The sequence below is a fragment of the Aeromonas sp. QDB25 genome, assembly GCF_027707725.1.
GTDB classification, from domain to species: domain Bacteria; phylum Pseudomonadota; class Gammaproteobacteria; order Enterobacterales; family Aeromonadaceae; genus Aeromonas; species Aeromonas caviae.
The window spans coordinates 37,021-57,317 of sequence record NZ_JAPCIZ010000009.1; the positions used below are offsets into that span (position 1 = coordinate 37,021).

The following is a 20,297-nucleotide window of genomic DNA, read 5'->3' on the forward strand; positions in this document are numbered from 1 at the left end:
TGTTACATAGCCGTAATATTGTTAAAAATCAAATAGTTACGTGAGAAACCGCCTTTGAGTCTCGCCATCTCGCGACGGCGGGTCCGGCTAGCTCAGACGGCAGTGCCAGTGATAACGCCCCGGCAACAGCCAGAACTCGGGCCGCACGCTCTGGCTCCAGGAGTCGTCGCCTCCCACCCCCATGTGGAAGCCATCGAGGCACAGGTGCGTGCCCCCCAGGGCCACCAGATCGGTCTGGTGACGGGCTTCGGCCAGCTGCTGCTGACTGTAGCGGCTGACGCTGAAGTGGAAGCGCCCCTCCACCGCCAGATCCCCCAGTTGCAGTGCGCGGGTATCGCAGCGCAGTCCGTTGTCGGTGGGGAAGACATAAGGGGTGTGCAACGCCTCGATGGGCAATTGCCAGCGACCGAGATCGGCTGCGAGCCGGCGATCCGGGTAATTCTCGTGGGGGCCAAGCCCCAGCCAGCTCACCGGGGCACCTTCGGCCGGTTCATCGGCCAGCCAGAGCCGGGCACCGATGCGCGGCAGGGAGGGCATGTCGGCGGCCACCTCCACCTCGATGGCGAGGTGCATGGCGCCCTCCCCGTCCACCCTGTGATGCCAGCGGGTCAGGATCTTCGGTTCGTCACCCACGAAGTAGCCGTGGTGCGCCGTGATGAGACCCAGCTCCGGACTCGCCTCCAGGCCGAGACAGCGGTGCTGCAGATCATTGAGCCCGGCCTCCTGCCAGCGGGCAATCCAGGCGTTGGGATCGGCGTGATCCGCCTCGCTGGTGCCGATATCGTTGTCGAGCGGCGCCCGATAGAAGTGATCGGCGATGGCGTCGCGCAGCCGCTCGCGGCCCTGCTTCTGCCAGCTGACGATGCGACCACTGGCCTTGTCGAGCTGCCACAGGGAATCTGCGGCGCCAAGCACCCAGTGATCGCGCTGCTCGGTCAGGCTGACCGCCGGGCATGCCGACGGCAGCGCCAGGGGCGAGGGCAACAGGCATTGCTGGCGAGCCACCTCGTGACCCGCTCCGGCCCAGGCCGTGGCGGTGGGCTGCACGATGGCGAGATCCAGCCAGACGAGCGCCCCCGGCGCAAAGGCCGGCAGTTGCTCCAGCAGGGTCAGCGTCACGCTCCCCCGGGGAGCCAGCTCGAGCGAGCATTCACCCTGGCTCACCACCACGCCGTCTTCACACAGACGCCACAGCAGGCGTTCGTTGTCCGTCTCGCGGAACAGATATTCGCTGCGGATCTCCACCGTCAGCGGCTGGCGACCCTGCAGGGTAAGAACAAAGGGCTGCTGGGCACGCCGGGCTTCAAACAGGGAGGGATGGGGGGTGCGATCGGGGGACAGCAGGCCGTTGCAGCAGAACTGGCGATCGTTGGGAGTGTCGCCGAAATCGCCACCATAGGCCCAGAAATGGCGGCCATCGTCGGTCTGCTTGTCCAGCCCCTGATCGACCCAATCCCAGACAAACCCACCCTGCAGCCGCGGATGATCGCGAAATGCCTGCCAGTAATGGGCATAGCCCCCCAGGCTGTTGCCCATGGCGTGGGCGTATTCGCACAGGATCAGCGGCCGGGTCTCTTCCGGCAGGCCGATCCACTTGGCCAGCGCCCACTTGGGCACCGCCGGGAAGGGTTGATCCTGGTGGGTACGGGCATACATGGGGCAGATGATGTCGGTGGCCGGGGTGTCGGCCCCGCCCCCTTCGTACTGCACCGGGCGGCTGGGATCCGCCCCCTTCACCCAGCGATACATGGCGTCGTGGGCCGGGCCATAACCTGATTCGTTCCCCAGGGACCAGATGATGATGCAGGGGTGGTTGAAGTCCCGGGCCACCATGCGGGTAACACGCTCCAGGAAGGCGTTGCTCCAGGCGGGATCCCGCGCCAGCCGCCCCATGGGGGTCATGCCGTGGGTCTCCAGGTTCGCCTCGTCCACCACATAGAGGCCGAGCCGGTCGCACAGGCGATAGAGCTCGGGGTGATTGGGATAGTGGGAGCAGCGCACCGCGTTGAAGTTGTGCCGCTTCATCAGCAGCAGATCCTGCTCCATGTCGGCCGGGGTCACCACGTGACCCGTGGCGGGATGGTGTTCATGGCGATTGGCACCACGAATCAGCAGGGGTTGGCCGTTGACCCGCAGCAGGCCGCCACGGATCTCCACCGCCCGAAAGCCCACGTCATGGGCCTCGCTCTCGAGGACGCTTCCTTGCTCGTCCAGCAGGGTCAGGGTCAGGCGATAGAGGTGCGGGGTCTCGGCGCTCCACTTGTGTGGCGCCGTTATCGTCAGCCACAGCTCGGCGCGATCGTCATACACCCCTTTCTCGTCGATGGCCTGGGTGCCGATCCGCTGGCGCAGGGTCGCGACCCGCTCGTCGCCATCATAGAGGTTGGCCTCCACCGACAGACCGGCTCCGTTGGCCGCCTGCAATTCAACCTTGAGGCGGGCATCCCGGTAGCAGGCGTCGAGCTCGGGCGTCACCCGGATATCCATCAGATGACGGGTCGGTTTGTGCAGCAGGCTGACGGAGCGGAAGATGCCGCTCATGCGCCACATGTCCTGATCTTCCAGATAGGAGCCGTCAGACCAGCGCAGCACCAGGACGGCGAGGCGGTTGGCCCCGGCCTGAAGGAAGGGGGTCAGATCGAATTCCGCCGGCAGCCGGCTGTCCTGGGAGTAACCGACCCAGCGGCCGTTGCAGAAGAGGTGAAACGCGCTGTCCACCCCGTCGAAGATGATCCGGGTCTGTCCCTCGGCCAGCCAGTCCGCAGCAACGGTGAACTCGCGGGAGTAGCAACCGGTGGGGTTCTCGGCAGGCACCCGGGGCGGGTCGCAGGGAAAGGGGTACTTGATGTTGGTGTAGATGGGCACATCCGTGACGGGCCGCGCCCCCGGGTAGGCCGCAGCCAGTTGCCAGTTGCCCGGCACCTTGATGGGGCAGGCATCCGGCAGATCCTCCACCAGCCACTGCTCCGGCACCCGCTCCGGGGCCTCGAACCAGGAGAACTGCCACTCGCCGTCCAGCAGCAGGCGGGAAGGTGACAACCCCCCCATCCTGGCTTCCCCTTCACTGCGCCAACTGGACAAGGGGGTATGGGCTGGCAACCGGTTCACGGCGGTGATCCCCTGAGTCTGCCAATCCTGACGGGCCACTATCTCCCTGAGCATGCTTCACTTCTCCCTGCATTCACGCTGAAAACCACTGCAGTGTAGGAGAGTTTTGCCCGGTGATCGGCGATCCCGCTCACACAGATGTAAACGATTACACTCATTTTGTTAAGTAAAACGGAGTAAAAATCGGATAAATCCGGGTAAATGACCCCACGGGGGAAAAAGCGGACCTTCGGAAGGGCAAAAGATGCCCGGGAGTGTGAAACCGGGAGGCAATGGCCGAGCCAGCGGAGCAAGCCATGGCAAAGACCCGACATCGCGCCCCCCTCGCCTCATCAGGTGCTGGAGCGCCTCAACCCGGTTCCGGGCACGCATGCAGCCCGGCCTCTCGAAGGAGTGTGCAGAGGCCACGAGCGCCCCTGCCCGGCGCAGAGAAAAGCCATGGCGAGCGTCTGGCAGGATCTGGCAAGAAGTGAGGCTCGGCAGGCCGGGGGCGAGGGGCTCGTGACAGACGAGCGGGAAGAGCTGGCGAGTTCGGCAGGCAGGGAGCGGGAGGGGACGGTTGTCACTCCTCAGACAGTCCTTTATGGTCTGCGCTAGCCATGCTCTGAGCTATCTATCGTCTGAGCTATCTATCGTCTGAGCTATGGGGGCGCTTTATATGCTGCAGTACGGGTTCGCCAGGTGCAGCGCTTACGCCGACGGGGCGCAAGCGCTGCGATCAGGACCTGACGGGAGCGACCGAATGGCGGTTGATCAGGGTGGGGGTATAGATGCGGCTCTGCACCGATTCGCTCTCCCCTGCGGCAAGTTGCAGCGCCAGCTTGGCCGCCTGGGCCGCCATCAGCTCGATGGGATAGCGCATGGTGGAGAGCTTGGGCCTCAGGTATCTGGCGTAGATGATGTCATCGAAGCCCACCACAGACACCTCTTCCGGCACCTTGAGGCCGTTGTCCGCCAGCACGGAGATGGCCCCTGCCGCCATGGCGTCGTTGTAGGCCACCACCGCCGTGATGGGCAACCCCTTGGCCAGCAGGTTGAGCATGGCGCGCTCACCCCCCTCTTCATTGGGCATGCCGCTCTCCACCAGCTCGGGATCGGCGAAGACCTCCGCCTCCGCCAGGGCATCCTGATAGCCCTGGTGGCGCAACAGCGCATCCTCGATGGCGTGATCCGAGCTCAGGAAGGCGATATGGCGGTGGCCGAGATCCAGCAGATGACGGGTGGCGGTCGCCGCACCCTGGCGGTTGTTGAGAGCGATGCAGCGCCCCCTCAGACTCGGAATGTCGCGGTTGATCAGCACCATGCCGGGGGCACGCAGGGCGTAGTCGACCAGCTCCTCGTCGCCGAGCGCCTTGCTGTGCACCACCAGTGCCTCGCAGCGTTTGCCGATGAGCAGCTCGATGGCCTCCCGCTCCTGCTGGGCGCGGTGAAAACCATTACCCATCAACAGGTGCAAGCCCTGCTCCACCGCCACCGCCGCGACCCCTTTGACCAGGGCGCCGAAGAAGGGATCCGCCACGTCCCCCACCACCACTCCCATGGTGTCACAGGTCTGGCTGACCAGGGCCCGCGCGTTGGCATTGGGGGTATAGCCCAGCTCGGCCATGGCCTTCAGCACCACCTCGCGGGAGGCGGCACTGGCCTTGGGTGAGTTGTTCATCACCCGTGAAACCGTTGCCACTGACACATTGGCCAAACGGGCGACATCCTTGATGGTGCTCATGCTGTTTTCACTTATTTCACGCTGCAACTGACCGCATTATACCGTTCAATGTCACTGATAACAGGGGGAAAAATCAGAACTTGCCACATTGGTCGATGAAAACAAGTGTAATCGTTTACAAATATTTGTTAAGCAGCTCACAGTTTGCCCGTCAGCCCCTCGGCTAGACTCCTGCTCAGGCTTTCCTGATGCGAGGAGTTGAGGGTGGAACAACGGATGAAAGTACTGGTCACCGGCGGTTGCGGCTACATCGGCAGCCACACCTGTCTGGCCTTGCAGGCCGCAAGCATGGAGCCCGTGGTGGTGGACAACCTCTGCAACAGCAAGGCGAGCGTCCTGACCCGTGTCGCCGCCATCAGCGGGCACGAGCCCCGCTTCTACGAGGGGGACATCCGTGACCCGGCCCTGCTGGATCGCATCTTCAGCGAGCAGCACATCGACGCCGTGATCCACTTCGCCGCCCTCAAGGCGGTCGGCGAGTCGACCCGCATCCCGCTGGACTACTACGAGAACAACCTGAACGGCACCCTGGTATTGCTGCAGGCGATGAAACGGGCCGGGGTACGCAATCTGGTGTTCAGCTCGTCGGCCACCGTCTACGGCGACCCCGCCAGCACCCCGATCCGGGAAGATTTCCCCCGCAGCGCCACCAACCCCTACGGCCGATCCAAGCTGATCATCGAGGAGATCCTCGAGGATCTGCAGCGAGCCGAGCCCCACTGGAGCATGACCCTGCTGCGCTATTTCAACCCCGTCGGCGCCCACGAGTCCGGCACTCTGGGGGAGGATCCCCAGGGCATCCCCAACAATCTGATGCCGTTTTTGACCCAGGTCGCCATCGGCCGGCGCGACTGCCTCTCGGTCTTTGGTAACGATTACCCAACCATCGACGGCACCGGGGTGCGCGACTACATCCATGTGATGGATCTCGCCGAAGGGCACGTCAAGGCTCTGGAACACTGCGCCGGACGGGGCGGTGTCCACGCCTACAACCTGGGCACGGGCCAGGGCCAGAGCGTGTTGCAGATGGTCGCGGCGTTAGAGGCCGCCTGCGGTCGGCCCCTTCCCTACCGGATCGAGCCACGGCGCCCCGGCGACATCGCCGAGTGCTGGGCCGATCCCGCCAAGGCCGCTCGGGAACTGGACTGGCACGCCAGCCGGGATCTCGCCGCCATGTGCGCCGACAGCTGGCGCTGGCAGTCCGCCAACCCCAATGGTTACGAGGCGTAGGCCCTGGCCTGCGCCTTCGGATGTATTCAACTCACACACTGGAGTGATGATGTTCAACCCCGTTGATCACCCCCACCGCCGCTTCAACCCGCTCACCGGCCAGTACGTGCTGGTCTCCCCTCACAGGGCCAAGCGCCCCTGGCAAGGCCAGGTCGAGAAGGTGAGCCTGGCGCCGAGCCAGGCCCATGATCCCGACTGCTTCCTCTGTGCGGGCAACACCCGGGTGACCGGCGATATCAACCCCGACTATCAGGGCACCTTCGTCTTTACCAACGACTTCGCCGCCCTGATGCAGGACACCCCGGCCGCTGACGCGGCGCCGGATCCCCTGCTGAAGCTGGAAGCCGCCCGGGGCACCAGCCGGGTCATCTGCTTCTCGCCGGATCACGGCAAGACCCTGCCCGAGCTGCCCCTGCCCGCCATCGAAGGGGTGATCACCACCTGGATGGACCAGGTGGCCGAGCTCTCTGACCAGTGGGAATGGGTCCAAGTCTTTGAAAACAAGGGCGCCGTCATGGGCTGCTCCAACCCGCACCCTCACGGCCAGCTCTGGGGCAGCGACTTCCTGCCCAACGAGATTGCCCGGGAAGAGGCGCACCAGCGCGCCTGGCTGGCCGAACACGGCCGCCCCCTGCTGCTGGACTATGTGGAGCGGGAGCTGGCGGATCGCTCCCGCATCGTGGTGGAGACCGCCCACTGGCTGGCGGTGGTGCCCTTCTGGGCGGCCTGGCCGTTCGAGACCCTGCTGCTGCCCAAGGCCCATGTCCCCTCCATGCTGGATCTCACCCGGGAACAGCAACAGGACCTGGCCATCGCGCTCAAGGAGCTCACCAGCCGCTACGACAACCTGTTCCAGTGCAGCTTCCCCTACTCCATGGGCTGGCACTTCGCCCCGCCCCGTTCCGACTGCCCCGAGGCGTGGCAACTGCACGCCCACTTCTATCCGCCCCTGCTGCGCTCCGCCACGGTGCGCAAATTCATGGTGGGCTTCGAGATGCTGGCCGAAACCCAGCGCGATCTCACCCCGGAACAGGCGGCGGAACGGCTGCGCGCCCTCAGTCCCATCCACTACAACGACCAGAACCAGTCCAACGAGGAGGCCCTATGACCCCGAGCCAGCGCGTCAGCGCCGTGTTTGCCGAGCAGTTTGAGCAACAACCCGACCTGCTGGTACGGGCTCCAGGCCGCGTCAACCTCATCGGCGAGCACACCGACTACAACGACGGCTTCGTGCTGCCCTGCGCCATCGACTACGAGACCTGCGTCGCCATCGGCCTGCGCGGCGACAACCTGGTCGAAGTGATCGCCGCCGACTACGACAACCAGCGCGACCGGTTCAGTCTCGATCAACCCATCGATCACCACCCCAGCCAGCGCTGGAGCGACTACATCCGCGGCGTGGTGAAACACCTGCAGGCACGGGGCCACGCCCTGCGCGGCCTCAATCTGGTGGTCTCCGGCAACGTGCCCCAGGGGACGGGTCTCTCCTCCTCCGCCTCCCTGGAGGTGGCCATCGGCCAGGCCTTCAAGGAGGCCCAGGGGCTGGCCATCAGCCAGGCGGAAATCGCCCTCAACGGCCAGCAGGCGGAGAACCAGTTCGTCGGCTGCAACTGCGGCATCATGGATCAGATGATCTCCGCGAGCGGCAAGCAGGATCACGCCCTGCTGCTCGATTGCCGTTCCCTGGAGACCCGGCTCATCCCCATGCCGACCGATCTGGCGGTGCTCATCGTCAACTCCAACGTGCGCCGCGGCCTGGTGGACAGCGAATACAACACCCGTCGCCAGCAGTGCGAAACCGCCGCCCGTCACTACGGGGTCAAGGCCCTGCGGGATCTTGACCTGGCCACGCTGGAAGCGGGCAAGGACGGTCTGGACGAAGCCTGCTATCGCCGTGCCCGCCACGTGGTCGGCGAGAACGCCCGCACTCTGGCGGCGGCCGATGCGCTGGCACAGGGCGATCTGGTGCGCCTCGGCGAGCTGATGGGCCAGTCCCACGCCGCCATGCGCGATGACTTCGAGATCACCGTGCCCCCCATCGACGGCCTGGTGGAGATCATCAAGGCCCGGCTCGGCAGCGAAGGCGGTGTGCGCATGACCGGCGGCGGTTTTGGTGGCTGCGTGGTCGCCCTGCTGCGCCCCGAGAAGGTGGCCGAGGTGATCGCCGTGGTGGAGGCGGAATACCCGGCCCGCTTCGGCCTCAAGGCGGACTGCTACGTCTGCCGTGCCAGCGCAGGGGCCGGCAGACTGTAACGCACGCCTGACAACGGGTGACGCCCCCTGCCCGGCACTCGCGACGCCGGCAGGGGGCGACGGGATCACGACGGGGAACCGCAAACCATGATGAGATTCGAGCTGGAAAACGAGGAGGGACTGCGGCTGCGCGGTCTCACATACGGGGCCACCCTCACCTCCCTCACCCTGCCGGTGGCGGGAGAGCGGCGGGAGGTGTTGCTGGGCTGCGCCGACGAGGCCTACCTCACCCAGCAGGTATGGCTGGGGGCCGTGGCGGGGCGCTTTGCCAACCGCATCGGCGGCGCCCGCCTTGAGCGGGAAGGCCAGTGCTGGACGCTGGACGCCAACCAGGGGGCCAACTGCCTGCACGGCGGGCGCGACGGGTTCCATCGCCGCACCTGGCAGATCAAGGAGCAGGAGGCGGACAGGGTCAAGCTGGCGCTCCTCTCCCGGGCGGGGGATCAGGGCTTTCCCGGCAATCTGAGGGTGAGCCTGGAGTATCGGCTGGAGCAGTGCGATCTGGTGGTCGACTTCTGCGCCAGCACGGATGCCCCCAGCCCGGTCAGCCTCACCAGCCACGCCTACTTCAACCTGGATGGCGGTGGCGACATCCGCCACCACACCATCAGCCTCGACGCCGACCGCTACCTGCCCACGGATGACCAGAGCCTGCCGCTGGCCATCGCCCCGGTGGAAGGCCCCTTCGATCTGCGCGCCCCCCGCCCCATCGGCCAGGCGTGGCTGGACCACCCCCAGCAGCAGTTGGCCAAGGGGTACGATCATGCATTTCTGCTCAACAATAGCGATTTTGAGCCTGTTGATGAGCCGTTTGATGGATCCAATCAGCCATGGGCCGCCCGGGTGATCTCGGGGGATGGCAAGCTGACGATGGCGGTCTACACCAACCAGCCCTCCCTGCAGTTCTACAGCGGCAACTGGCTGGCCGGCACACCGGATCGTCAGGGCCGACCCTACCGGGATTACGACGGCTTCTGCCTGGAGGCCCAGCAATTGCCCGACAGCCCGAACCGGCCCGCCCTCGGCGATCCCTGGTTGCTGCCGGGGCAGCGTTATCGCCACCAGACCCGTTATCGCTTTATTCCTGCCCCCTGACAGCCCCGCTCGGGCAGACGAAGGGGCCCGGGCGCGCCGCCACGTCATGGCGGCCCCGATGGCACCGCCGAATCAGCCGGGGTGAGGCCGGCCGCAGGGCCCGCCGCTCCTCATTGCACACCAGCCAAGGAACCGCACCGTGATGGATGACAACTACTTCGCCGCCCCCGACCGCTACCAGCGCCAGTCCTACCGACCGGCGGGCCGCCACGGCCTGCGCCTGCCCGGCATCGGTCTGGGCCTTTGGCACAACTTCGGCGCCGGGAGCGATCCCGCCACCGCGAAGGCCATGGTGCACCAGGCGTTCGATCTGGGGATCACCCACTTCGATCTCGCCAACAACTACGGGCCGCCGCCGGGATCTGCCGAATTGACCTTCGGCACGCTGCTCAAGAGGAGCCTGGCTCCCTATCGGGACGAGCTCATCATCGCCAGCAAGGCGGGCTACGTGATGTGGGACGGCCCTTACGGCGATGGCGGCAGCGCCAAGTACCTCTTCGCCAGCCTGCACCAGAGCCTGCGCCGTCTGGGCCTCGACTACGTGGACATCTTCTATCACCACAGGCCGGATCCCCGCACCCCGCTCGAGGAGACCTGCCAGGCCCTGGCCCTGATGGTGCGCCAGGGCAAGGCGCTCTACATCGGCCTCTCCAACTACCCGGCACCGCTCGCGGCCAAGGCTGCCGCTCGGCTGGCGGAGCTCGGCACCCCCTGCCTGGTCAACCAGCTCAAATACTCCCTGTTCCAGCGCGATATTGAGCCCGACACCCTGCCGGCCTGCCGGGAGCACGGCATGGGGGTGGTCGCCTTCTCGCCCCTGGCGGGGGGGCTGCTGAGCGATCGCTACCTGGCGGGCATTCCCGCGGATTCCCGCGCCGCCAGTGCCAGCCCCTTCCTCACGGCGGACCAGATCACCAAGGAGAAGCTCGCCACCGTCCGCGCCCTGCATGCACTGGCCCTGCAACGGGGTCAGTCCCTGTCGCAACTCGCACTGCAATGGGTGCTGCGCGACCCCGTGGTGAGCTGCGCCCTGATTGGCGCCAGCCATCCCCAACAGATAACGAGCGCCGTCGACGCCCTGGGGCAGCCCCCCCTGGACGATGATCTTCAACAGAAAATCCTGTCCATACTGGCCTGACAGCACAAAGAGATCATAAAGCAGATGTCAACAGGCGTGACTAACCTGTCAGAACGTGACGGGGCAGTCATGGCTTCTGACAGCATGCGGCAAGCCGCGCCCTGCATGGTCCGCCAGCGCCCTTTCCCGGCCGGAACAGGGCGCTGAAATCCCCAATATTCACTGGTTGCCCGCGCGATTTTCCGCCATCATTGGCCGCCCCGACCCGTTCGGGGTTGATTTTATCCAGACCCCATAACCAAGAGATCTGCACCATGACCGAATCCTACGCCCTGTTCGTCGCCTTTGTGCTGGGCATAGTGGAAGGCCTGACCGAGTTCCTCCCCGTCTCCTCCACCGGCCACATGATCATCGTCGGCCACCTCCTCGGGTTTGAAGGACCCAAGGCCGCCACCTTCGAGGTGGTGATCCAGCTCGGCTCCATCCTGGCAGTGGTCGTCATGTTCTGGCGCCGCCTGTTCGGACTCATCGGCATTCACTTCGGTCAGAAACCGACCCCGGGCCACGCGACCCTCTCCCTGGTGCATGTCATCCTCGGCATGCTGCCTGCCGTGGTCGTCGGGCTGGCTATCCACAGCTGGATCAAGGCCAATCTGTTCGGGCCGGAAACCGTGATGTATGCCCTGGTGGCCGGTGGCATCCTGCTCATCATCGCCGAAAAGTTCCGCCCCGCCGTGACCGCGGAGACCCTGGACGACATCAGCTACAAGCAGGCCTTCGGCATCGGCCTGTTCCAGTGCCTGGCACTCTGGCCCGGTTTCTCCCGCTCCGGTGCCACCATCAGTGGCGGCATGCTGATGGGCATCAGCCGCCACGCGGCAGCGGAATTCTCCTTCATCATGGCGGTGCCCATGATGATCGCGGCCAGCGGCCTGGATCTCTACAAGAGCCGCGATTTCCTCTCCATGGCGGACTTCCCCATGTTTGCGGTGGGCTTCGTCACCGCCTTCGTGGTGGCCATGGTCGCCATCAAGACCTTCCTGGCGCTGATCCGTCGTCTCGACTTCATCCCGTTCGCCATCTACCGCTTCCTGCTGGCCTTCGTCGTCTACCTGGTCTTCGTGGCCTGATGGGCTTCGCCGCCAAGCAACAAAAAAGGGACCCGAGGGTCCCTTTTTTCATGCCTTGATACCGCCTCAATCGCGCGGCAGCCCACGATCACCGGGCAGCCGTGACCCAACTCAATAGAGGTGCTGGCTGATGCCGTTGAGCAGCCGTGACAACCCCTTGGTGAACTGCACGGGGGCATCCTGCACCGTGTAACAGAGGCAGCCGTCCGGGGTACGGGGGCTGTGGGCGTGGCTGGCATCGCGCCAGATGAAATCCCCCGCCTGATAGCGGGTGTCGCCATCCTCGATGGTGCCCGCCAGCAGCAGGGTCAGCTCATATCCCTTGTGGGTGTGCTCCGGGATCCGGCCCCCCGCCTCGATGTGGAGCAGGTTGGCCCGCGCCCCCATCTCGTCCAGGGGCAGGCTGACCTGACGGATGGCCCCGAGATGACGCCACCTGGGGGCATGATGCCGTGCCAATGCCCTCGGCAGCCGGTAACTGTGACCCGCCACCCTGAGCTCTGGCCTCGGGCTCTCGGGAAGGGCGAGCGCCGCCTCCGTCGCCACCGGCTGTTGCAGTATGCCCGCCAGCATGGCATCGAATCCGGCGGGCAGCGCCTCGTCCGGCGCGTCAGGGGCGAGATGCTGGCACGCCAGCGCCTCTTCAAATTCCTTCACCCGGGCGGCGCACTCGGGGCAGAACTCGCAATGGGCGGAGACACCGACGGCCAGCGGCAGAGGCAGCTCGTCGGCAGCGAAGGCGCGCAGCATGGGTTCAGTCGGATGGGTCTTAATCATGGCCTTGCTCCACTTGTTCCTTCAGTTTCTGTAGTGCCAGCCGCAGCCGGGACTTGATGGTGCCAAGAGGCACGCCGAGCCGGTCGGCCAGCTCCTGCTGGGAGAGCTCCTGCAGGTAGATGCCGCGCACCACCTGCTGCTGCGGCTCCGGCAACGTGGCGACATAGTGGGCCATCTGGCGGGTCAGCACCGCGTCTTCACCGCCGCTCAGGTGCTCCTCTTCGGCCCGGAACTCCAGCAGCGGCCAGATCTCCTCGGCGCAGAGCTCCTCCTTGCTGGCGCGGCGGCGGCGCAGCATGTCAAAGCTCTGGTTGCGCATCACTGTGTAGATCCAGGTGGTGGCGGCGCCCTTGTCGGGGTGATAGAGCCGGGCCTTCTGCCAGACCAGCAGCATGGTCTCCTGCACCAGTTCCATGGCGTTGGCTTCGCTGCCGAGGTGGCGCAGCCCGTAGCTGCGGATGCGCGGCGCGAAGTGGTGGAACAGGGTGGCGAAGGCAGCCTTGTCGGCACGCTCGGCCACCCGGACCAGCAAAGATGTGAGGTCGCCGTCTGGGTTGTCCATGGGGGGCGATGTCCTGCGTGGAGCCGATTGTGGTTGGCCAGTATATGCCATTGCGCCATCCCTCGCGTGTGGTGTTCACCCCCAATACGGTGAGCGAGGAAAAAGGATCACCGGGAAGGGGAATTCAATGGCTCGCGACCAGCAGACCGCTCAGCAGGGAGAGGGTGGGCTGGTTGTCCTTGGCCGCCACCAGCCACTGTTTTTGCTCCACCGGGATGGGCAGCACCTCCAGCCAGCGCTGGGCGACCCAGCTCGCATCCTCCCAGTCCGGCTCCGGATAGAGGGCCGCGTACTCCGGATAGTCGTTGAACACGTCCTGCAACGCCTTGGCCAGGGAGTGCTGATCCGCCTGGAGCCTGCCGCTCTGCCAGGGGGGCAGGGGCTCCACCTCGCCGACCCGCAGACCGTCCTCTTCCTGCCAGAGATCCGTGATACGCACCCGCTCCACCCCGAGCACCGTGATGCCGAGCAAACCATCGGGCAGCAGATCGAAATCGATGATGCGCACCCGAGTGGCGATGGGGTACATGTTGCGCAGCGCGTCGGGCTGGCGGGGGTCCAGCATGCAGAGCGCGAACTCCCGCTCCCGGGACTCGGCGATCATGCGCTGGTATCTGGGCTCGAAGATGCGCAGCGGCATGATGCCGCCCGGCAGCAGGTGAGCGGAGAGTGGAAACAGTACCAGCGTCATGGGAATCATCCTCCAACGGCGTCCTCAAAGGATACGACCGCCACGGGAAGCGGGATCATTCAGATCGAATCGGTATAAATAACCCTGTCATAATCAGGGGAAAATAGCCTGGACAAGCCGTTTCGTTATGCAGTAGAAATGGATAACCACCACTTACCCAAATCAATATCCTGCAATGTGGTGGAAAACGCAGTGAAATATCCGCCACGCCCACGGGTGCGGGCCGTTCCTATAGTTTTCTCGGCCCGATGCGGGTAAAATTCACGCCCTTATCCAGTCAGTCACTTTTCGACGCGCAACCTCGGTGGTCAGTTATGAAAGAGCATATTCATCATCTACTTGAACAAACGGTAGCCAATCTCAAGTCCGCAGGCGCCCTGCCCGCCGACCTGGAAGCCCGGGTGCAAGTAGACCGATGCAAGGAGAAGGCTCACGGCGACCTGGCCACCAACCTGGCCATGCTGCTGGCCAAACCGGCCCGCAAGAATCCCCGCGAGCTGGCCGCTGCCATCATCGAGCACCTGCCTGCCTCCGATCTGATCGCCAAGGTCGAGATCGCCGGCCCCGGCTTCATCAACTTCTTCTTCGACCCGAGCTGGCTGGCCGGTCAGGTGGAAGCCATGGTGACCTCCGACAACGCCAACGTGAAGCTGCCAGCGCCGCAGACCGTGGTGGTGGACTACTCCGCCCCCAACGTGGCCAAGGAGATGGCGGTGCACCACATCCGCTCCACCGTGCTCGGTGACGTGGCCGCCCGCGCCCTCGAATTCCTGGGCCACAAGGTGGTGCGTGCCAACCACATCGGCGACTGGGGCACCCAGTTCGGCATGCTGATCGCCTATCTGGAGAAGATGGCCAACGAGCACGCCTCCGACATGGAGCTCAAGGACCTGGAAGCCTTCTACACCCAGGCCAAGCGTCACTACGACGAAGACGAAGCCTTCGCCGAGCGCGCCCGCAACTACGTGGTGAAACTGCAAGGTGGCGATGAGTACTGCCGCACCATGTGGAAGAAGCTGGTCGACATGACCATGGAGCAGAACCAGCGCAACTACGACCGTCTGAACATCTCCCTGTCCAACAAGGACATCATGGGCGAGTCCATGTACAACGACATGCTGCCGCAGATCGTTGCCGACCTGAAAGCCAAGGGGCTGGCAGTCGAGAGCGAAGGGGCCACCGTGGTCTTCCTGGACGAGTTCAAGAACAAGGATGGCGAGCCCATGGGCGTCATCATCCAGAAGAGCGACGGCGGTTTCCTCTACACCACCACCGACATCGCCTGCGCCAAATACCGTTACGAAAACCTGGGCGCCGACCGGGTCATGTACTTCATCGACTCCCGTCAGCACCAGCACCTGATGCAGGCCTGGACCATCACCCGCAAGGCGGGCTATGTGCCGGAATCCGTGCCCCTCGAGCACCACGCCTTCGGCATGATGCTGGGCAAGGACGGCCGTCCCTACAAGACCCGCTCCGGCGGCACCGTCAAGCTGGTTGACCTGCTGAACGAAGCGGAAGAGCGCGCCAGCGCCCTGCTGGAGAGCCGCAACAGCGACCTCTCTGCCGAAGAGAAGGCCCAGGTGGTGCACGCCATCGCCATGGGCGCGGTCAAGTATGCGGATCTCTCCAAGAACCGCACCACCGACTACATCTTCGACTGGGATCTGATGCTCTCCTTTGAAGGCAACACGGCGCCGTACCTGCAATACGCCTACACCCGTATCCAGTCCATCTTCCGCAAGGCCGGCGTCGATGCCGATACCCTGAGCGGCAAGGTGGTCCTGAGCGAAGACGCCGAAGAGACCCTGGCCCAGAAGCTGATCCAGTTCTCCGACGCGGTCAACGGCGTGGCGGACAAAGGGATGCCGCACCTGCTCTGTACCTATCTGTACGAGCTCTCCGGCAACTTCATGACCTTCTACGAAGCCTGCCCGATCAACAAGGACGGCGTGGACGAGGCGACCCGCCAGAGCCGTCTGCTGCTGTGCGCCGCCACCGCCAAGGTGCTCAATCTGGGCCTGGGCGTGCTGGGCATCCACACCCTGGAGCGCATGTAATAGATGGCGACCCGGGATTACGTCGGCAACAGCCCGAGACGACGGGCGGGTGGCCGTAACATCAAGAAAGCGGCCCCTCGCCGCTTTCCTGTTATCCCGGCACTGCTGGCCGGGGCCCTGGTCGTCGGTTTCGGCGCCTTCCTCTACCTCATCAACGGCAAGGGCGCCGATGCCCCCACCATCGAAGAGCAGGTGAAGGCCAACAAACCCAAGGCACAGGGCAATACCCTGCCCCAGGAAAAGTGGAGCTACATCGAGCGGCTGGAGAACAAGCAGGTGGACATCATAGAGCCGCCGCCCCAGCCGGGCGTGCTGCCGCCCCCGCCTGCCGAGACCATGACCCTGCAACCGGAGAAGCTGCCCAAGCCGGTCGCGACCGACATTCCCCAGCCGGGAACCCCCATCGGTCAGGTACAGCCCTACAAGCCGCAACCGGTGCAACCGGCCAAGCCGGCCACCGGTGCCCCGGTCGCCAGCGCCCGGGAGCAGGTGATCGACCAGAAGGCCGAGCGTGAGCGGATGGAGCGGGAGATCCGCGCCGAACTGGAGCGGGAGCGTGCCGAGGCCGCCAGGGCCAAGGCGGCGACCCAGACTACCCAGACCGCAGCCGCCGACGGCGGTCGCTACATGATGCAGTGTGCCGCCCTGCGCTCCCAGGATTCCGCAGAATCCCTCAAGGCGCGCATCGCCTTCACCGCCGGGCTCTCCTCCAGCCTGCAGGTGGTGAACGGGGCCGGTGGCGCCGTCTACAAGGTGATGGTGGGCCCCTTCAACGGCAAGGCCGCGGCCGACGCGGCCAACCGCAAGCTGCAGGGCTCGGGCATCAGCGGCTGCATCCCCAAGAAGGGGTGATCGCCGCGTTCATGCACAGGGCCGGGTGGCAACACCCGGCCCTGTTTCTTTTGGCGCCATCCCGCGCCCACCCGATCCCTCCCCCGCGATCCGTGCTCGGCACAGGCTTGAAAAGCCGTTTTGCCATCCCCATCTTTTCCTCCATGCACAGTCAGGCCGTCATTCGGCTCAAGCGAGGTAAGTAAAGTGACTACCATAGTTTCAGTTCGCCGCAACGGTCAGGTCGTCATCGGTGGCGATGGCCAGGTTTCTCTTGGCAACACCGTCATGAAGGGCAACGCCCGCAAGGTTCATCGCCTCTACAACGGCAAGGTACTGGCTGGTTTCGCCGGCGGCACCGCCGACGCCTTCACCCTGCTCGAGCGCTTCGAAGCCAAACTGCAGGCCCATCAGGGCAACCTGGAGCGCGCCGCCGTGGCGCTGGCCAAGGACTGGCGCACCGATCGCGCCCTGCGCCGCCTCGAAGCGCTGCTGGCCGTCGCCGACGAGCACAAATCCTTCATCATCACCGGCAACGGTGACGTGGTGCAGCCGGAGCACGATCTCATCGCCATCGGCAGCGGCGGCAACTTCGCCCAGTCCGCCGCTATCGCCCTGCTGGAGAACACCGAGCTCGACGCCAAGAGCATTGTCGAGAAGTCCCTCAAGATTGCGGGCGACATCTGCGTCTTCACCAACGGCAACCACACCATCGAAGTGCTGGATTATTCAGCTAAATAAGTCGGCGAAATAGGGCCGCCAAATAAGGCCGCCTTGCCAGACGCCCCATTTTCCAAGGGGTGGGCCCTGCCCGCCCCGGATACAGGAACGCCATCATGTCCGAGATGACCCCGAGAGAAATCGTCCACGAGCTGGACAGACACATCATTGGTCAGGCCGACGCCAAGCGCGCGGTCGCCGTCGCCCTGCGCAACCGCTGGCGCCGGATGCAGCTCTCCGAGGAGATGCGCCACGAGGTGACCCCGAAGAACATCCTGATGATCGGCCCGACCGGCGTCGGCAAGACCGAGATCGCCCGTCGCCTGGCCAAGCTGGCCAACGCCCCCTTCATCAAGGTGGAAGCGACCAAGTTCACCGAAGTGGGCTATGTGGGCAAGGAAGTGGACAGCATCATCCGCGATCTGACCGATGTCGCCATCAAGCTGGTGCGCGAGACCGAGATGGAGAAGATGAAATACCGCGCCGAGGAAGCCGCCGAAGAGCGCATCCTCGACGCCCTGCTGCCCAACCCGCGCAACAGCTGGGGTGAGGAAGAGAAAGCCGACAACTCCAACACCCGCCAGATTTTCCGCAAGAAACTGCGGGAAGGTCAGCTGGATGACAAGGAGATCGAGCTGGATCTGGCCGCCTCCCCCATGGGTGTCGAAATCATGACCCCGCCGGGCATGGAAGAGATGGCCAACCAGTTGCAGGGGCTGTTCCAGAACCTGGGCCAGAACCAGAAGAAGAAGCGCAAGATCAAGGTCAAGGAGGCCATGAAGGCGCTGATCGAAGAGGAAGCGGCCCGCCTGGTCAACCCGGAAGAGCTGAAGCAGAAGGCCATCGCCTCCGTCGAGAACAATGGCATCGTCTTCCTCGACGAGATCGACAAGATCTGCAAGCGCGGCGAGAGCTCGGGCCCGGACGTTTCCCGTGAAGGGGTTCAGCGCGACCTGCTGCCGCTGGTCGAGGGCTGCACCGTCAACACCAAGCACGGCATGGTCAAGACCGATCACATCCTGTTTGTCGCCTCCGGTGCCTTCCAGATCGCCAAGCCGTCCGACCTCATCCCCGAGCTGCAGGGTCGTCTGCCGATCCGGGTCGAGCTGACCGCCCTGACCACCGAAGACTTCGAGCGCATCCTGACCGAGCCGAACGCCTCCCTGACCGATCAGTACAAGGCGCTGATGGCCACCGAAGGGGTCAACATCGAGTTCACCCAGGATGGCATCCGCCGTCTGGCCGAAGCGGCCTGGCAGGTCAACGAGCGCACCGAGAACATCGGCGCCCGTCGTCTGCACACCGTGATGGAGCGGCTGATGGAAGACATCTCCTATGACGCCTCCGAGAAGTCAGGCGAGACCTTCGTCATCAACACCGACTACGTCAACGCCCACCTCGGCAAGCTGATTGAAGACGAGGATCTGAGCCGCTTCATTCTGTAACAGGTTGATCGATAACGAGGAGCTGAGCGGTTTACTATCCTGCTCAACCCCATAGCAAGACGCCTCCCCTGTGGAGGCGTCTTCGTTTTCAGCGTTCTCCCGACTCGCAGCCGTCCCGGGCCACATCACCCTGCACGGCACGCTCCTCCCTTCCCGCCAGCCAGAGCGCACTCATCAGCAGCAAGGCCGTCAGGGCGAAGGTGACCCGGGTGGCAAACGCCAGCTCGTCCGCCGTCGCGAGGGCGAGATCGGGCCGCCCTACCAGGGCGGCGAACAGGCCCCCCAGCCCCGCCGCCCCCGTGAGCTGGCCCAGGTTGCGCGACAGGGTCAGCAGCCCGGCAACGGCGCCACGGCTCGCTCCCTCCACCTCCCCCACCACGGCGCTGTTGTTGGCGGTCTGGAACAGGGCATAACCGGCGGTGAGCAGCAGGATGGGCAGCAGGTAGCCGAGAGGCCCGAGCGCCCTGTCCAGCAGGGCCAGCAAGACGGCGGCCACCACCATGAGTCCCAGGCCGAGGCGCACCACAGGGGTCGCCCCCACCCTGTCCACCAGCCAGCCAGCAGGCATGCCGGACAGCGCCGCCAGCAGCGGGCCCATGGAGATCATCAGCCCCACCGTCCCCATGTCGAGGGCAAAGGCGCCGTGCAGGTAGAAAGGACCGATCAGCAGCGTCGCCACCATGACGCTGGCCACCAGCGCACTGGCGATGATCCCGCCTCTTTGCCTGGACGCCCCCAGCAACGCCAGGGGCAGCAGGGGGCGACGGGCGCCCGAGTCGGCACGTACGAAGAGCGCCATGGCGACGAGCGCCCCTATCCCCGGCCAGGCTCCGAGCGGGCTGCCCCGGGTCAGTGCCAGCCCGTAGCAGAGCAGCGCCGTCACCAGCAGCAACAGACTGGTGAGCGGGAGGCTTCCCTCGGCAGAGTTCGCCTCATCCCGGGGCAGATCGCGCCAGGCACACCCCAGCGCCAGCAACGCCAGGGGGAGCAGCAGCAGGAAGGGTGCCTGCCAGCCAAATCCGCCGATCAACAGGCCGCCGAAGGAGGGGCCGAGCGCCGTGCCGCAGGCCGACAGGGTGCCGAGCAATCCCATGCTCCAGCCCCGTCGGGCTGGCGGCACCAGCTCTCCTGCCATGGCCAGCGAGAGCACCAGCATGCAGGCCGCACCCGCCCCTTGCAAGGTGCGAGCGGCAATGAGCCAGCCAATGGAAGGGGCCAGGGCGCACAGCAGGGAAGCCAGCGCAAAGACCCCGGTCCCCCAGAGCAGCAGGCGACGCCGCCCCAGACGATCGCCGAGCCGGCCCGCCACCACCGTCAGACTGGTGATCCCAAGCAGGTAGGCCACCAGCACCCATTGCAGGCTGGCGAAGGGCACGCCGAAGTCCTGCCCCAGGGCAGGCAGCACCAGGTTGGCCATGCTGCCCGCCAGCATGGGCAGCAGGGTGGTGAGCCCGAGCCCCGCGAGACCAAGACGGCGCGTCACGGGAGGGTAAACAAGAAGTGGTGTGGACATGGCAGTCTCTCCGGCAAGTGATGATGCACTCAGGCTAGCGGGGGAGATAACAAGGCGGAAGACGCACGGATTGCAGCTTAT

Annotated in this window: 16 protein-coding genes; 10 read left to right on the plus strand and 6 right to left on the minus strand. The window is 65.1% G+C overall.

The annotated features are described in order from the left end of the window. Nucleotides 1-87: 87 nt before the first annotated feature. Nucleotides 88-3,162: a beta-galactosidase gene (locus tag PG883_RS04965; RefSeq protein ID WP_270807009.1), complete on the minus strand. Its 3,075-nt coding sequence runs from the start codon at nucleotides 3,160-3,162 to the stop codon at nucleotides 88-90. Nucleotides 3,163-3,826: 664 nt separating this feature from the next. Beyond that, entirely contained in the window at nucleotides 3,827-4,831 is a 1,005-nt protein-coding gene (locus PG883_RS04970; protein WP_010676018.1) for a substrate-binding domain-containing protein, read from the minus strand. A 216-nt stretch (nucleotides 4,832-5,047) separates the two neighbouring features. On the opposite strand from PG883_RS04970, the gene galE reads away from it, so the two are divergent. The 6 genes from galE (at nucleotide 5,048) to bacA (ending at nucleotide 11,617) form a co-directional block, all read left to right on the plus strand. Then, nucleotides 5,048-6,061, plus strand: coding sequence for a UDP-glucose 4-epimerase GalE (galE, locus tag PG883_RS04975; RefSeq protein WP_270807010.1), 1,014 nt, complete (start codon nucleotides 5,048-5,050; stop codon nucleotides 6,059-6,061). 49 nt (nucleotides 6,062-6,110) lie between these two features. Then, nucleotides 6,111-7,169, plus strand: coding sequence for a UDP-glucose--hexose-1-phosphate uridylyltransferase (locus PG883_RS04980; protein WP_039039638.1), 1,059 nt, complete (start codon nucleotides 6,111-6,113; stop codon nucleotides 7,167-7,169). Then, nucleotides 7,166-8,314, plus strand: a complete 1,149-nt coding sequence (gene galK, locus PG883_RS04985) for a galactokinase (RefSeq protein WP_270807011.1) — start codon at nucleotides 7,166-7,168, stop codon at nucleotides 8,312-8,314. Before PG883_RS04980 ends, galK begins: the two co-directional genes overlap by 4 nt. A 27-nt stretch (nucleotides 8,315-8,341) precedes the next feature. Beyond that, nucleotides 8,342-9,409: a galactose-1-epimerase gene (gene galM / locus PG883_RS04990; RefSeq protein ID WP_270807020.1), complete on the plus strand. Its 1,068-nt coding sequence runs from the start codon at nucleotides 8,342-8,344 to the stop codon at nucleotides 9,407-9,409. Between the two features lie 142 nt (nucleotides 9,410-9,551). Beyond that, the gene (locus tag PG883_RS04995; RefSeq protein WP_270807021.1) at nucleotides 9,552-10,547 is read left to right on the plus strand and encodes an aldo/keto reductase; all 996 of its coding nucleotides are present in this window, start codon (nucleotides 9,552-9,554) and stop codon (nucleotides 10,545-10,547) included. A gap of 254 nt (nucleotides 10,548-10,801) precedes the next feature. Then, nucleotides 10,802-11,617 (plus strand): undecaprenyl-diphosphate phosphatase, encoded by an 816-nt coding sequence (bacA, locus tag PG883_RS05000; RefSeq protein WP_010676024.1) that lies wholly within the window; start codon nucleotides 10,802-10,804, stop codon nucleotides 11,615-11,617. Nucleotides 11,618-11,728: 111 nt separating this feature from the next. Here bacA and PG883_RS05005 read toward each other — a convergent pair whose 3' ends face one another. The 3 genes from PG883_RS05005 to PG883_RS05015 all read right to left on the minus strand — a co-directional run bounded on the left by PG883_RS05005 (nucleotide 11,729) and on the right by PG883_RS05015 (nucleotide 13,647). Then, complete coding sequence (locus tag PG883_RS05005; RefSeq protein ID WP_010676025.1) at nucleotides 11,729-12,394, minus strand: ChrR family anti-sigma-E factor; 666 nt, start codon at nucleotides 12,392-12,394, stop codon at nucleotides 11,729-11,731. Beyond that, the gene (locus PG883_RS05010; protein WP_010676026.1) at nucleotides 12,387-12,956 is read right to left on the minus strand and encodes a sigma-70 family RNA polymerase sigma factor; all 570 of its coding nucleotides are present in this window, start codon (nucleotides 12,954-12,956) and stop codon (nucleotides 12,387-12,389) included. Before PG883_RS05010 ends, PG883_RS05005 begins: the two co-directional genes overlap by 8 nt. Nucleotides 12,957-13,080: 124 nt before the next feature. Then, the gene (locus PG883_RS05015; protein ID WP_010676027.1) at nucleotides 13,081-13,647 is read right to left on the minus strand and encodes an LON peptidase substrate-binding domain-containing protein; all 567 of its coding nucleotides are present in this window, start codon (nucleotides 13,645-13,647) and stop codon (nucleotides 13,081-13,083) included. A gap of 314 nt (nucleotides 13,648-13,961) precedes the next feature. Here PG883_RS05015 and argS point away from each other — a divergent pair, with 314 nt between their 5' ends. The 4 genes from argS (at nucleotide 13,962) to hslU (ending at nucleotide 18,703) form a co-directional block, all read left to right on the plus strand. Continuing rightward, nucleotides 13,962-15,707 carry an arginine--tRNA ligase gene (gene argS / locus PG883_RS05020; RefSeq protein WP_270807012.1) on the plus strand — a complete coding sequence of 582 codons (1,746 nt, stop codon included), beginning with the start codon at nucleotides 13,962-13,964 and terminating at the stop codon, nucleotides 15,705-15,707. Nucleotides 15,708-15,710: 3 nt separating this feature from the next. After that, nucleotides 15,711-16,559, plus strand: coding sequence for an SPOR domain-containing protein (locus PG883_RS05025; protein WP_182956295.1), 849 nt, complete (start codon nucleotides 15,711-15,713; stop codon nucleotides 16,557-16,559). A gap of 186 nt (nucleotides 16,560-16,745) precedes the next feature. Further along, nucleotides 16,746-17,279 (plus strand): ATP-dependent protease subunit HslV, encoded by a 534-nt coding sequence (gene hslV / locus PG883_RS05030; protein ID WP_005306539.1) that lies wholly within the window; start codon nucleotides 16,746-16,748, stop codon nucleotides 17,277-17,279. A 95-nt stretch (nucleotides 17,280-17,374) separates the two neighbouring features. Then, nucleotides 17,375-18,703, plus strand: a complete 1,329-nt coding sequence (hslU, locus tag PG883_RS05035; RefSeq protein ID WP_010676031.1) for an HslU--HslV peptidase ATPase subunit — start codon at nucleotides 17,375-17,377, stop codon at nucleotides 18,701-18,703. A gap of 88 nt (nucleotides 18,704-18,791) precedes the next feature. Here hslU and PG883_RS05040 read toward each other — a convergent pair whose 3' ends face one another. After that, nucleotides 18,792-20,216, minus strand: a complete 1,425-nt coding sequence (locus tag PG883_RS05040; RefSeq protein ID WP_270807013.1) for an MFS transporter — start codon at nucleotides 20,214-20,216, stop codon at nucleotides 18,792-18,794. Nucleotides 20,217-20,297 lie beyond the last annotated feature (81 nt).

Bases quoted from the DNA above. Each gene is read 5' to 3' on its own strand.
- hslU (WP_010676031.1), top strand. From the start codon at position 17,375: ATGTCCGAGATGACCCCGAGAGAAATCGTCCACGAGCTGGACAGACAC.
- PG883_RS04970 (WP_010676018.1), bottom strand. From the start codon at position 4,831: ATGAGCACCATCAAGGATGTCGCCCGTTTGGCCAATGTGTCAGTGGCA.
- PG883_RS05025 (WP_182956295.1), top strand. From the start codon at position 15,711: ATGGCGACCCGGGATTACGTCGGCAACAGCCCGAGACGACGGGCGGGT.
- PG883_RS04965 (WP_270807009.1), bottom strand. From the start codon at position 3,162: ATGCTCAGGGAGATAGTGGCCCGTCAGGATTGGCAGACTCAGGGGATC.
- PG883_RS04980 (WP_039039638.1), top strand. From the start codon at position 6,111: ATGTTCAACCCCGTTGATCACCCCCACCGCCGCTTCAACCCGCTCACC.
- PG883_RS05010 (WP_010676026.1), bottom strand. From the start codon at position 12,956: ATGGACAACCCAGACGGCGACCTCACATCTTTGCTGGTCCGGGTGGCC.
- PG883_RS05005 (WP_010676025.1), bottom strand. From the start codon at position 12,394: ATGATTAAGACCCATCCGACTGAACCCATGCTGCGCGCCTTCGCTGCC.
- galE (WP_270807010.1), top strand. From the start codon at position 5,048: ATGAAAGTACTGGTCACCGGCGGTTGCGGCTACATCGGCAGCCACACC.
- argS (WP_270807012.1), top strand. From the start codon at position 13,962: ATGAAAGAGCATATTCATCATCTACTTGAACAAACGGTAGCCAATCTC.
- PG883_RS04995 (WP_270807021.1), top strand. From the start codon at position 9,552: ATGGATGACAACTACTTCGCCGCCCCCGACCGCTACCAGCGCCAGTCC.
- PG883_RS05040 (WP_270807013.1), bottom strand. From the start codon at position 20,216: ATGTCCACACCACTTCTTGTTTACCCTCCCGTGACGCGCCGTCTTGGT.
- bacA (WP_010676024.1), top strand. From the start codon at position 10,802: ATGACCGAATCCTACGCCCTGTTCGTCGCCTTTGTGCTGGGCATAGTG.
- PG883_RS05015 (WP_010676027.1), bottom strand. From the start codon at position 13,647: ATGACGCTGGTACTGTTTCCACTCTCCGCTCACCTGCTGCCGGGCGGC.
- galK (WP_270807011.1), top strand. From the start codon at position 7,166: ATGACCCCGAGCCAGCGCGTCAGCGCCGTGTTTGCCGAGCAGTTTGAG.